Source organism: Microbacterium sp. 1.5R, assembly GCF_007667425.1.
GTDB lineage: Bacteria > Actinomycetota > Actinomycetes > Actinomycetales > Microbacteriaceae > Microbacterium.
The window spans coordinates 886107-898391 of sequence record NZ_VDRC01000002.1 but is presented as its reverse complement, the minus strand read 5'-3'; the positions used below and the strand labels follow the sequence as shown (position 1 = coordinate 898391).

Below are 12285 nucleotides of genomic sequence, written 5' to 3'. Positions count from 1 at the left end.
CTCAGCCCTCCGTGATCGATGAGCGCGGATCGATGGTGGCGAGGATCACGTCGACCACGAGGTTGACCCCGAGGACGATGAGCGCGTAGACGATGACCACACCCTGCACCATGGGGTAGTCCTTCGCCCCGACGGACGACACCATGATGGTGCCGAGTCCGGGAATGGCGAACACCGTCTCGATGAGCACCGTGGCCGCCGTCAGCCCCGCGAGGATGAGCCCGCCGACCGTCAGGGTGGAGGTGACGATGTTCGGCAGCGCGTGCCGCAGGTAGATGAGCCGACGGGGCAGGCGCTTGGCACGCGCCGTGGTCATGTACGTCGTGTCGAGGACCGCGAGCATCTCGACCTGCACGATCCGCACGAGGTAGGCCATGGGGCCGATCGCCAGCGCGATGACCGGCAGCACGGCATCCGCCGGCTTGCCCCAGCCTGCGGCGGGAAGCCACCCCAGTTCCACGGCGAAGAGGGCGATGAGCGCGACGGCGACGAGGAAGCTCGGCACCGCGATGAGGATGCCGAGGACGGCGGAGAGCGCTATCGAGAGGCCGCGCCGACGACCGGACCGAGCGAGCACGGCGGCGCCGATCCCCGCGGGCAGGGCGCCGATCACCGCGATCGCGAACGCGAGCACGGCGAGCAGCAGCGTCGTCGGGAAGCGCTGGGCGAGGACGTCAGCCACCGGCCTCTGCAGCCGCACCGACGTGCCGAGGTCTCCGGTGACGAGTCCACCGAGGTAACGGAGGAACTGCTCCCCCATCGGGCGGTCGAGGCCGAGCTGGGCCCTGGTGGCCTCGACCAGCTGCGGGGTCGCGCTCTGCCCGAGTGCGGCCCGCACCGGGTCGCCCGGCACGAGGTACATGAGGAGGAACGAGGCGACGACCACGACGGCCAGGGAGAGCACGAGCCGACCGAGGCGCCGCAGCAGGAACGCGGTGCGCGGAGACAGGCCCCGACGCAGACGGCGCTCCTCCGCCCGCGCCGCCAGGGCGGCCGTGGTCGTGTCGACCACCTCGGCGGTCGCGGGAGGAGGAGTCGTCGTCATGTCAGCCCAGCATCCGGATCGACGTCGGCTGGATGAAGTTCGGCTGCTCGAACACGGCACCCGACTGGTACGTCGGAAGGATGTTGTCGATCACCGGGAAGACGTCGAAGCGCTCGATGAGCTGCTTCTCGGCGTCCTGGAAGATCGCGCAGCTATCCTCCGGAGTCGCGCTCGATCCCTCGGCGACGAGCGCCGAGTACTCGGGGTTGTCGACCCACATGAAGTTCAGACCGCCCTGGTCGGGGGTCGCGCCGTCGAAGAAGGTCGAGAGCACGATCGGTCCGCCCGGTGCGACCTGCACCCAGCCCGTGTCCCAGTCGAACGTCGAGAACAGCTGCTCCGACCACGCGGCCGCGTCGTTCGCGAGCAGCTCGGTCGTCACACCCAGCTCGTCCCAGCTCTGCTTGACCAGCTCGGCCGCGGCCGCATGGGTCGAGGTCGGCGCGTTGTAGACGAACTTGATCGTCAGCGGCTGGCCGTCCTTCTCGCGCAGTCCGTCGGCGCCCAGCGTCCACCCGGCCTCGTCGAGCAGCTCGCCCGCACGGTCGAGGTCGGTGTCGGGCAGCGTCCACTCCGGCTTGTCGGCGACGCACAGCAGCGGGTTCTTCGTGACGAGCGAGATCGACTCGAGGCCCTCGCCGTCGGCGATCACCGTGCCGACCTCGTCGCGGTCGATCGCGGTCGACAGCGCTTCACGCACGAGGGGGTCGGCGAAGGGGCGGCCCTCCTTCTCATTGAAGAGCATCATGCCCACGGGGTTGCGCACGCCCGTGTGGGTGAGACCCGCGCCGTCGAGGCGCGAACGGTCGGCGCCCGAGATCGTCGCGGCGTTGAGCTCACCCGACAGCAGAAGGTTCGCTGCGGTGCTCTCATCGCTCACGACCCTGGCCTCGATGGCCTCGGGCAGTCCGGCGGTGTCGCTCGTGACGTCGTCCGGACCCCAGGTGTAGTCGTCGCGCTTGGTGAACGTGTACGTGTCGCCGGGCTTGATGTCGCTGAGGCCGTAGAGCCCCGTACCGTCGGTCGCGTCCGACAGTGAGGCGGTGTCGGCGAGGCCGGCGTCGCACACCAGCATGATGGTGCCGACGTTGACGGCGAGGAACGGGTTGTTCTCGGTGCTCGTGACGGTGACGGTGTTGCCGTCGGCCGTGGCCGAGATCCGCTCGTCGATCACCGAACCGTACGAGAACGTGGCGTTCGCGGCGTCGGCGTTGTAGTTGAGGTTGTCGGCGACGGTCTGCCCGGTGAACTCCGAGCCGTCGGAGCACGTGATGCCGTCCTTGAGGGTGAACACGACCTCGGTGCCGGTCTCGTCCCAGCTTTCGGCGAGCCAGGGCACGAGGTCGCCCTCGTCGGTCACGGCGATCAGCGACTCGTAGGCGATGCTCACGACCGCGAAGGTGTCGGGCGAGACGGCCTTGAGCGGGTTCAGGTCGCCCGGGTCATCGCCCACGGCGGTGACGAACGTGCCGCCCGAGACGAAGTCGCCCTCGTCGGGGCCGGCCTCATCGGAGGACCCCGCGCAGGACGTCAGCGTCAGGGCGAGGACGGAGAGAGCGGCGGCCACGGGTAGTGCGGTACTGCGTTTCATAGCGTTCTCCTGATTCGGGTGGGATGGAGCGTCAGTGCAGGAAGGGACGACCGGATGCCCGTCAGCGGACGGGCACCTCGGCGGAGAGTCGGGCGAGCGGGCCGGCTGCCTTGACCGTCACGTTCACGGTGGGCTGCGTGGTGTAGGGGACGTGCGTCTCGAGGACCTCGACGACGGAGACCTGCAGGGGGTCGGCGCCGGCCTGGATGGCCTTCGCGACGGCCGCGTCGGACGCCTGCTCGATGGCGGACTCGCGGTCGCCCATCGGCGCCATCTGGTCGGCGCGGCCGCCGGCGAGCGAGATCGCGGCACCGACGGCGTTCGCGACGCCGCCGTGATCAGGACGCAGGATGCTGCCGGCGCTGGCAAGGCTGTCTGGGACGAGGAACCCTCCGCCGCCGACCACGACGAGCGGGATGTCCATGCGGCCGAGCGACAACCGCTCCACCGCTTCGTCGAGGCGGTCGGCGACGAGTGCGAGTGCGCGCGCGAGGGCCGACGACACCGTCGACGACAGGGCGGGCAGCCGCCGGCCGGCAACCGGACTGCCGGACAGCGCCGCGGCATCCGTGAGCGTCGGGGTGGAGCCGCCGAACAGGAGGCCCTCGCGGTCGATGCGGTAGCCCACCGAATCCGGACCCACCCGCCCCGACGCGACGTCGACGATCGTGCCGCCTCCGATCCCGAGGCTGAGCACGTCGGGCATGCGGAAGTTCGTGCGCACGCCACCGATCTCGCGGGGCAGCGTCGACTCCCGCGGGAAGCCGCCGACGACTACGCCCAGGTCGGAGGTCGTGCCGCCCACGTCGATGACGATCGCGTCGTCATGCCCCGAGAGATACGCGGCGCCGCGGATGGAGTTCGCCGGGCCCGAGCCGATCGTCAGCACCGGGTACTGCGCCGCGTAGTCGAGCGACATCAGCGTGCCGTCGTTCTGCGCGAAGAAGGTCGTGGCGTCGAGCCCCTCCTCGGCGACCACCGTCAGCAGAGCCTCGGTGACCGAGCGCGCGACGCTGTACAGCGCCGCGTTGAGCAGGGTCGCGTTCTCTCGCTCGAGCAGCCCCGTCGGGCCGATGTCCTGGCTGAGGAACACGCGGGCGTCCTGCCCGAGGTGGGCGCGCAGCATCTCGGCGACCTCGAGCTCCTGCTCGGGTGACGAGGGGCTGAAGATACCTGCGACGGCGATCGCGTCGAAGCCCTCGAGACCGTCGACGAAGCGCAGGATGCCGTCGCGGTCGAGAGGTGAGATGGGCGTGCCGTCGACCATGTGGCCGCCCCCGAGCATCGCCGAGCCCGCGAGCACCATCTGCACCAGGTCGGCCGGCCACCCGGTGAGCGGCGGGTACTCGGTCGCCGCGGGGGCACCGAGACGGATCATGGCGACGCGGTCGAGCTGTCGGCGCTGCACGATCGCGTTAGTCGCGTGAGTCGTGCCGAGCATGACCCGCGAGACGCGGGAGCGGTCGTCGCCGATCGCGGCGAGCACAGAGCGGATGCCACCGCGGATGCCGCCCGTGATGTCGTCCGTCGTCGCCTGCTTGGTCCAGGCGAGAACGCGGCCGTCGCCGTCGAGCACCACCGCGTCGGTGTTGGTCCCGCCGACGTCGACGCCGATGGACAGGTCGCGCGCGGTCATCGGGTCTCTCCCTCGAACGGGACGTACGGGAGGTCGTAGCCGAAGGCAGCGGGTCCGGCGAGCTCCAGCCCGCGCGGGGTGCGCCAGATCGGGTCGCATGCCCACGCGAGCACCGATACCCGCTGGCCGAAGCGCAGCATCTCGGTGGTGATCGCGTGCCCGGTCTCGGCGTCGATGATCGTGATGAGGTCGGGGACGCTCACCAGCACCTCGCCGTCCTCGAGCACGAGCAGGTTCTCGTTCTGCAGTTCGATCCGCTGCAGCCGCCCGCGGTCGGCGCCGGTACCCGTGACCGTCACGGAGCCGCGCACGAACCCGCCCACCGTGCGGCGGTCGAGGTCGGTGATCTTGCCGGTCATCAGCACGCGCGCGTCGAGCTCGTCGGCGATCGCGGTCACCGGGTCCGAGGCCGACAGGAGGGCGTGGCCGACCCGGATCGCCGCCGTCACGGTGCCCTCGATGACCGCTCCCCTCACGGTGTCGGCGGTGAGGGGGTAGTGCGCGGCGATGCAGATCGAGCCGCTCGCGACCGTCAGCGCGCGAGCGTGACGCTCGAGCCAGTGCAGGTCGATCGTCTTCATGACCGAGATGTTGCCGACCACGTCGCTCTGCACCGCCCACTCGCATGGCACGCCCGCGACGTTCATCGCGACCATCGCCGCATCGGGGAACGCGCGCCCCATCCCGTCGGCGTCGAGCACCTTGAGACCGAGGCGGGCCGCCCAGCCGATGGGATGGATGCCGTTGCTGCCGCCGATCTCGGCGGCCATGAGCGTCGTGACGGGGCGTCCGAGCAGCTGCTCGGCCTCTGCCAGCAGTGCGTGGATCTGACCAGATGCCGACAGCATCTCGATGCCGACCGTGGGGGCGCCGATGCCCGACATGAGGATCACGACGTCGTCGGGGCCGAGCTCGTCCACCTGCACGAGCGAGACGGGGCCGTGCTCGCGCAGCGCGTTCTCGACGGTGATCTGCGCCGTGTAGACGGCGCCGCCGCCGCCGGTGCCGAGTATCGCCGTGCCGACGCCGAGTGCCGCGATGTCGTCTGCCGTGATCTCGGTGATCGGCGCCGCGACGAGGTCGGCGGGAGGAGTCTGAGCCATGCACTCACGGTACGGAGGCATTCCGAAGCGGGCAATGTTTCCTGCATCCAGTGTTTCCGTGCATACTGTGCGCATGGCACAGTACACACTCGTCGACCTGCGCGACGACGCCGACAGACTCGGCCTGCGGCTGCACGCCGGCCCCGCTGACGACCGGCGGGTGGTGCGCGTGGACCTCGCCCCGATCGATCGCCTCGACGGGCTCTCCGAGGGCACTCTCGCGATCCTCACCGAGGAGGAGCAGCCGCCGCCTTTCCGCATCGACGTGGCGCTGCGGCAGGCGAGCGCGCGCGGTCTCGCCGGGCTCGTGTTCACGGCACCGCTGACGCTCGCCGAGACGGCGAGAGTGCTGGCGGAGCGCGGCGGTGTGCCGGTGTTCTCCGCCATCGGGGTTCCTGCGGCAGAGCTTGCGAAGACGATCGACCGCGCCATCTCGGGCGGGGCGTCCGAGGCCATGATGCGGGGCGCCCGTGCGATCGAACTCGCCTCGGCGGCGGCAGCGTCACCGGAGGGCACCACCGAGAGCATCCTGTCGGCGGCGGGCGGCGCGCTCGGGGTCGAGCTGTCGATCGTCGCCGACCCCGCTGCGTCCTGGACGGACGCCGACGCCGTGTTCATCGGCGAGGTGCCGATCGGGCGTCTCGTCGCCGAGTCGTCCGACGGTGCGACGGCCGTGGCCGTGCCGGTCATCGCCGCACTGCTGTCGCGCGTCGCCCAGCGGCAGAGCCGCGATCGGTACGCGCCGACCCAGTCGCGCGCCGACCTGCTCGTCGAACTCGTGCTGGCCGACCCCTCGCGCGCCGAAGGCTTCGTCGCCCAGGCTGCGCGGCTGGGGCTGCCTCTCGCACGCTCGCACGTCGCTGCCTGGCTCAGCCCGACCCGCCGCGCCGACCCCGACGCGCGGGCACCGCGCAGCGTGCAGCCCGCGCTCGAGCTCTTCACGCTGCAGCTCGTCGAGGCCCGCGACGAGATGTGGCACGTCGCGTTCCTGCAGGACGACCTCGTGATCGTGTGCACCGAAGAGCACGGCGCGGGCGACCACCAGCGGCGGGTGCGCGAGGTCGCGACGCGGATCCAGCAGCGTGCGCAGGAACTCGCGGGTGCCGACTGGGCGTACACCCTCGGGCTCGGCACCCCGCAGCTCGGGGCACTGGGGCTGCGGCAGTCCGCCGCCGAGGCGCGGATCGCGGCCGAGTCGGCGATCGCAGCCGGTCGCCTCGGCGGCGTCGAGCTCACCGACGTCACCGGTCTGCGTCGCGTGCTGCTCGATGTGTACGCCTCGCCCATCAGCCGCGAGCTGCTGCACGACATCCTGCGTCCGCTCGACGAGCTCGGAGCGGACCGGGCGCGGCAGTCGGTGCGCACCCTGCTCGTGTATCTGGCGCACGGAGGCTCACTCGTGCACGCGGGGCGCGAGCTCATGCTGCACCCGAACGGCGTCGGGTACCGGATGCGGCGCATCCGCGAGCTGCTCGGCATCGACCTCGACGACCCCGACGCCCGCTTCGCGGTCGAGCTCGCCTGCCGGGTGCGGCTACTCGGATCGGGGTGACCTCAGCCGGGAGCGAGCGCGAAGGCGGCGAGGGCGCGCATCCGGCGCCGGTGCGCGAGCCTGTTCGCGCGCGGGGTCTTCGAGTTCAGGCGTCAGGCCCTGTAGTACTGCAGACCGTATGCAGCGTGACTGCCGGTGCTCTTGACCGCGTAGCAACTCCGGTGGATGAAGTAGCCGTTACGGGAGAGGTTCGTCGCCGTCGAGTTGCACGAATTCAGCGCATTCGTACCGGTGAAGTAGGTGGTGGTGATGTAATTCTTGGCTGCGTGGGCCGGAGCAGCCGACCCCACGGCGCCGAATCCTGCGAGGGACGCGGCGATGAGTGCACCGGCAAGGACTTTCGTGCGCGCAGTGGAGAACATGCGAGCCAGTATTTCAGAACGGGCGACGATTGTGGCGCGACCTGCCATTCAGGGGGGGCTCGGTCACGCCTGCGCCCTGCGGTAGACCCGCTCGCCGCGGATCCAGGTCTCCACGACGCGCACTGCCGAGATCTCGTCGTCCGGCACCGAGAACACGTCGCGGTCGAGCACGGCGAAACTACCGTCGAGGCCGGGCGCGAGCCTCCCGACGCCTTCGAGCGGAGAGAGGCGCGCCGCCCGGGAGGTGTACAGCAGCAGAGCCTGGGGCACGGTGATAGACGCCTCCGGCCCGAACTCGACGTCGTTGTACGTGCGGCGACGCACCGCCGCCTCCACCGACAGCATCACATCGTCGGCGCCGCTCCAGGCCGTGGCTGGGCGGTCGGACGAGAGCGCGAGCGGGTCGAGCCCGGCGTAGAGACGGGCGATCGGGTACGCGTCCGGCACCTGCTCGACCCGCAGCGCCTTCTCGTACCCGTCGTACTCGGCGAAGAAGAACACCGTGTGCGTGGCGATGCCGAACCGCATCCGTGCCGCGCGCAGGCGCGCGAGATACGCATCGCTCACGATCGTGGCGTGCTCGATGCGCACCGACGGGATGCCGTCGAGCCAGGGTTCCTGCCCCTCGAAGAGCTCCACCACCCGGTCGAGGGCGCGATCGCCCATCGCGTGGACGGCGAGCTGCACGCCGTTGCGGCGCGCCCACTCCCCCGCCGCGAGCACATCGTCGTCGTCGACCAGCCGGAGCCCGTGGTCGCACGAGCCGGGGTACGCCTCGTGCACCCAGGCCGTGCGGTTGGAGTAGGCGCCGTCGAGCACGACCTTGACCCCGGCGACCCGGATCGGGCCGTCGCGGTCGTCCGGCCCGAGGTCGTCGAGGGGCGCAGCGGGATCCCACCCGGGGTAGAGCGCCACCCGCGTCCGCAGACCGCGTTCCGCCGCTGCCCGGAAGGTGTCGAGCGGGCGGTCGATTCTCGACGAGAGCAGATCGCAGACGGCGACGATCCCTCGCGACGCCAGCTCGTCGCCGATCGCCACGATGGCATCGACCTGCTCGTCCCTGCTCGGCGCGGGGATGAAGGCGGCCACCGCGTCGACGGCTGCGATCTCGGTGAGGATGCCGTTGGGGCACCCGTCGGCATCGCGCTCGAAGCGGGCACCCTCGGGGTCGGGGGTCGTGGCCGAGATGCCGGCGACCTCGAGCGCCACGGTGTTGCAGACCGCCGAGTGCGCGTCGCACCGCCACACCAGGACGGGCCGGTCGGTGCTCACGCGATCGAGGTCGGCTGCGGTGGGCATCGCCCCGCCGGGGAACTTCGTGTCGTCGAAGCCGCGACCGAGCACCCAGCCGTCTGCTGCGGTCACCGTCGCGGCGTGACTGCGCAGCACGGCGACGAGGTCGTCGACGCTCCGGACTGCCGGCGGGAAGCACTCCACCGCGACGGCCGTGCCCGCGAGCAGCGCCGGATGCGTGTGGCTGTCGATGAGCCCGGGGAGCACCGTGCGGCCGCCGAGATCGACGGCATCCGTGTCGTGCACATCGGCCGCCTCTCCCACCCAGTCGACGAGACCGTCGACGATGCGGAACGCGGACGCGAACGCCGTCTCCGATTCGCCGGTGAACACCCGGCCGTTGACGAAGGTGGTTGCGGTCATGACAGCTCCCGATGGGTGAAGCGGCCGCCGAGCAGCGTCGCGGCGACGGGCATGCCGCGCAGCCCATCACGATCGCACGCGTAGGGGTCGTGGTCGGTGATCACCAGGTCGGCCGGCTGACCGACGGCGAGTACGGTGCGCACGGATGCCGCGAGCGCGACGTCGAGCGGCAGCCGCTGCTCGGGATGCCAGGCCTCGCGGTCGCCCCTGCTGCGGGCGGTCGCCGCCGACAGCGATACCCACGGGTCGAGCGGCGCGACCGGCGCATCCGAGCCCAGACGCAGCGCGGTGCCCGATCGGTGCAGAGAGCCGAACGCGAACGCCCGACCGGTGCGGCCGGCCCAGTGATGATCGGCGACGTCACGATCGTCCATCGCATGCTCCGGCTGCACACTGGCGATGAGACCGAGGCTCGCGAAGCGGGCGAAGTCGTCGTCGCGCACCAGCTGCGCATGCTCGATGACGCCTTTCATCCCGAGCTCCTCGAAGGTGTCCAGCACCTCGGTGTTCGCCCGATCGCCGATGGCGTGGACAGCCGCCTCGATGCCCGCGCCGCGGGCACGGTGGAGCAGGCGCCGGAGTTCGGGCACGGGCACGCTCTCCAGACCGCATGCGTGAGGATGACCGGGGTCCATCCCCGGGTACGGATCCCAGCACCAGGCTGTGCGCGTGTTGAGCGAGCCGTCGACGACCACTTTCAGCCGGCCGAAGGTGACAAGTCCCGCCTCGTCGACGACGTCGCCCGTGCGCAGACCGTCCGCGATCACGGATTCGAGCCGGTCCGGCCACACGGCGATGTCGGCGCGCAGGCTGGTGAGGCCGGATGCCGTGCGCTCCGACCACTCCGCGACGTTGTCGGTGTTCTCGTACTCGACGACGCCGACGACGCCTCGAGCCGCGGCGGCGTTCGCGGCATCCGCATACGCGTCGAGCGGCAGTGTCGAGGCCTCGTCGAACGAGTGCAGCAGGTCGATCCACGGTCCCTCGCGCAGCAGCCCCGACCGGTCGAGCTCGATGCCGAAGCGGGCGGCCGCTGCCCGGTTCATCCAGCCGCAGTGCAGGTCGCCGCTGACGAGCACGACCGGCACGTCCGCGACGGCGGCGTCGAGCGCATCGAGTGTGGCCGGCACGGGCCAGAGGCCGTCGCGGAAGCCGTAACCCATCAGCATCCCCTCGGCGAGCGGTGCACCCTCGCTCCGCGCCCGCCGCACGATCGCGAGCACATCGTCGGCGCTGCGCGTCTCGGTGAGGTCGAGCCTGCGGCGGCGGATGACGTGCTGCGTGAAGTGCACATGCGCGTCCCAGAGGCCGGGTCCGATCCAACGCCCCCCGCCGTCGACGACCTCGCCGACGGCATCCGTCGTCCCCGCGGGCGTGATGGCCGCGATGAGTCCGTCGCGCACGACCACGTCGATCGGGTCGCCGCCGTCGTACGCGCGCACGTCGCGGAGCGTCAGGGTGTCGCTCATGCTTCTCCTGTCAGCGCCGTGGCGCGAGGTGGGTCCGGCCGGGCACCGCTCAGGCGACGGGCACGGGAGATGTGGCGAACCCGAAGAGGTCCTTCGGATCCTCCGGCGCCGCGACGAGGTCGATCTCGGTGTCGAGTCCGCTGCCGACGAGATCCGCGCGCAGGTGCCGCAGCGCCGAGAAGTCCTCCAGCGCGAACCCCACCGAGTCGAAGATCGTCACCTGGTCGGCGCTCGTGCGGCCCGGAGCCGAGCCATCCAGAACCCGCCAGAACTCCGTCACCGGGAAATCCGCCGCGACGTTCTGGATCTCTCCCTCGACGCGTGTCTGCGGGGTGTACTCCACGAAGACGGGCCCGCGGTCGAGGATGCGCGGGTCGAGCTCGGTCTTGCCGGGGCAGTCGCCGCCGATCGTGTTGATGTGCATCCCGGCGGCGACGTCGGCGTCGGCCAGCACCTGTGCGACCGCCTTGTCGGCCGTGCACGTGGTCACGATGTCCGCTCCGCTCGCCGCCTCGGCCGCCGACGCGCACACCGTGATGTCGAAACCGCGCGGCTCGAGGTTGCGCACGAACTTCTGCGACGCCGCCGGGTCGACGTCGAAGACGCGAAGCCGCGAGATGCCGAGCACCCCGCGGAAGGCGAGCGCCTGGAACTCGGCCTGGCTGCCGGCGCCGATCATCGCCATCGTGGTCGACTCGGGACGCGCGAGACGACGCGCGACCATCGCCGAGGTCGCCGCCGTGCGCAGCGCCGTGAGCATGGTCATCTCGGCGAGGAACACCGGATATCCGTTGTGCACGTCCGCCAGCACCCCGAAGGCGGTGACCGTCTGGTAGCCGCGCCCCGGGTTGAACGGGTGCCCGTTGACGTACTTGAAGGCGTAGGTGTCGGGGTCGCTGATCGGCATGAGCTCGATGACCCCGAACGGGGTGTGGTTCGCGACGCGCTCGCTCTTGTCGAAGGACTCCCACCGGCGGAAGTCGGCCTCGATCGTGTCCGCCATCTCGGTCATGATGGTCTCCGCGCCTCGGCGCGTGATCCACTCGACCATGTCCTGCACTCCGACGAACGCGGTCATGCTGTCTCCTCCTCTGTCTGCAGTGCGGCGCGATTGACCACGGCGATGCGGTCGGCGAGCCTCGGGTTCTCGTACGGACCAGGGCGGCGCAGCGCGTCGATCACGCGCGCGATCACGGCCGCCGGCTTGTCCTGACTCATCTTCTCCTTCGCTTCCACGCGATCCACGCGGAGGCGGAAGCCGACCGTGCCGTGCACGATGCGCTCGGCATAGGCCGTGTTCTCGAGTGTGCGATGCATGAGGAACGGGTCGGGCAGCGGGCTCTCGAACCAGGCCACCAGGCGATCGAGCACCGCCAGATTCTCGTCGTCGGACAGCAGCTCGGGCGTCCCGTGCAGGTGCGCGACGGCGAAGTCCCAGGTGGGCACGGCCGGCGAGGACTCGTACCATCCCGGCGAGACGTAGCCCTGCGGGCCGTAGACGATCACCATCGTCTCGTGCTGTCCGAGTTCGTGCAGCCGTTCGTCCGGGCGCCCGACGTGACTCACGATGGCCAGCCCGTCGGCGTCCTCGTCGACCAGCACGGGGTAGTGGGACGCGACGAGTCCGCGGCCGGGCACGTGGGTGACGATCGTCGCCCACGGGTTGTCCCGCACGAGCTCTCGAACGGCGTCGAGGTCGTCGAGCGCGTAGTCCGGGTTGTGCCTCATGGCGTCTCCAGGTCGGGCTGTCGAGTGAACTTTCGAATCGCTTGACTTGCGGGAATGGTCGGCCCGAAGTCGCAAATCAAGCGACTCGAAAGCCGAGGGGCAACGGCGTCATCCGCCATGTTCACGCTACGGAGACGCGGCGT

The 12285-nt window shown here is 70.7% G+C and carries 10 protein-coding genes; 1 reads left to right on the top strand and 9 read right to left on the bottom strand.

The window, feature by feature from the left end; genetic code table 11:
* Position 1: 1 nt before the first annotated feature.
* From FSY98_RS15140 to FSY98_RS15125, 4 genes are all read right to left on the bottom strand, one after another.
* Entirely contained in the window at positions 2–1045 is a 1044-nt protein-coding gene (locus FSY98_RS15140; RefSeq protein ID WP_144877458.1) for an ABC transporter permease, read from the bottom strand.
* A 1-nt stretch (position 1046) separates the two neighbouring features.
* Complete coding sequence (locus FSY98_RS15135; protein WP_144877457.1) at positions 1047–2636, bottom strand: ABC transporter substrate-binding protein; 1590 nt, start codon at positions 2634–2636, stop codon at positions 1047–1049.
* Positions 2637–2697: 61 nt separating this feature from the next.
* Positions 2698–4272, bottom strand: a complete 1575-nt coding sequence (locus FSY98_RS15130) for a hydantoinase/oxoprolinase N-terminal domain-containing protein (RefSeq protein ID WP_144877456.1) — start codon at positions 4270–4272, stop codon at positions 2698–2700.
* Positions 4269–5375 carry a DUF917 domain-containing protein gene (locus tag FSY98_RS15125; RefSeq protein ID WP_144877455.1) on the bottom strand — a complete coding sequence of 369 codons (1107 nt, stop codon included), beginning with the start codon at positions 5373–5375 and terminating at the stop codon, positions 4269–4271. The genes FSY98_RS15130 and FSY98_RS15125 overlap by 4 nt, the downstream gene beginning before the upstream one ends.
* A gap of 73 nt (positions 5376–5448) precedes the next feature.
* Here FSY98_RS15125 and FSY98_RS16970 point away from each other — a divergent pair, with 73 nt between their 5' ends.
* A complete protein-coding gene (locus FSY98_RS16970) occupies positions 5449–6927 on the top strand; it encodes a CdaR family transcriptional regulator (protein WP_144877454.1) in 1479 nt (492 codons plus the stop codon).
* Between the two features lie 92 nt (positions 6928–7019).
* Here FSY98_RS16970 and FSY98_RS15115 read toward each other — a convergent pair whose 3' ends face one another.
* The 5 genes from FSY98_RS15115 to FSY98_RS15095 all read right to left on the bottom strand — a co-directional run bounded on the left by FSY98_RS15115 (position 7020) and on the right by FSY98_RS15095 (position 12142).
* Positions 7020–7289, bottom strand: coding sequence for a hypothetical protein (locus FSY98_RS15115; protein WP_144877453.1), 270 nt, complete (start codon positions 7287–7289; stop codon positions 7020–7022).
* A 63-nt stretch (positions 7290–7352) separates the two neighbouring features.
* The gene (locus tag FSY98_RS15110; protein ID WP_144877452.1) at positions 7353–8945 is read right to left on the bottom strand and encodes an amidohydrolase; all 1593 of its coding nucleotides are present in this window, start codon (positions 8943–8945) and stop codon (positions 7353–7355) included.
* Positions 8942–10414, bottom strand: a complete 1473-nt coding sequence (locus FSY98_RS15105) for an amidohydrolase (protein ID WP_144877451.1) — start codon at positions 10412–10414, stop codon at positions 8942–8944. The genes FSY98_RS15110 and FSY98_RS15105 overlap by 4 nt, the downstream gene beginning before the upstream one ends.
* 49 nt (positions 10415–10463) lie before the next feature.
* On the bottom strand, positions 10464–11492 hold the full coding sequence (locus FSY98_RS15100) for an ornithine cyclodeaminase (RefSeq protein ID WP_144877450.1): 1029 nt from the start codon (positions 11490–11492) through the stop codon (positions 10464–10466).
* Positions 11489–12142 (bottom strand): FMN-binding negative transcriptional regulator, encoded by a 654-nt coding sequence (locus FSY98_RS15095; protein WP_144877449.1) that lies wholly within the window; start codon positions 12140–12142, stop codon positions 11489–11491. The genes FSY98_RS15100 and FSY98_RS15095 overlap by 4 nt, the downstream gene beginning before the upstream one ends.
* Positions 12143–12285 lie beyond the last annotated feature (143 nt).

Coding starts and splice junctions, on each gene's coding strand:
- FSY98_RS15140 (WP_144877458.1), bottom strand. CDS start 1,045: ATGACGACGACTCCTCCTCCCGCGACCGCCGAGGTGGTCGACACGACC.
- FSY98_RS15135 (WP_144877457.1), bottom strand. CDS start 2,636: ATGAAACGCAGTACCGCACTACCCGTGGCCGCCGCTCTCTCCGTCCTC.
- FSY98_RS15130 (WP_144877456.1), bottom strand. CDS start 4,272: ATGACCGCGCGCGACCTGTCCATCGGCGTCGACGTCGGCGGGACCAAC.
- FSY98_RS15125 (WP_144877455.1), bottom strand. CDS start 5,375: ATGGCTCAGACTCCTCCCGCCGACCTCGTCGCGGCGCCGATCACCGAG.
- FSY98_RS16970 (WP_144877454.1), top strand. CDS start 5,449: ATGGCACAGTACACACTCGTCGACCTGCGCGACGACGCCGACAGACTC.
- FSY98_RS15115 (WP_144877453.1), bottom strand. CDS start 7,289: ATGTTCTCCACTGCGCGCACGAAAGTCCTTGCCGGTGCACTCATCGCC.
- FSY98_RS15110 (WP_144877452.1), bottom strand. CDS start 8,945: ATGACCGCAACCACCTTCGTCAACGGCCGGGTGTTCACCGGCGAATCG.
- FSY98_RS15105 (WP_144877451.1), bottom strand. CDS start 10,414: ATGAGCGACACCCTGACGCTCCGCGACGTGCGCGCGTACGACGGCGGC.
- FSY98_RS15100 (WP_144877450.1), bottom strand. CDS start 11,492: ATGACCGCGTTCGTCGGAGTGCAGGACATGGTCGAGTGGATCACGCGC.
- FSY98_RS15095 (WP_144877449.1), bottom strand. CDS start 12,142: ATGAGGCACAACCCGGACTACGCGCTCGACGACCTCGACGCCGTTCGA.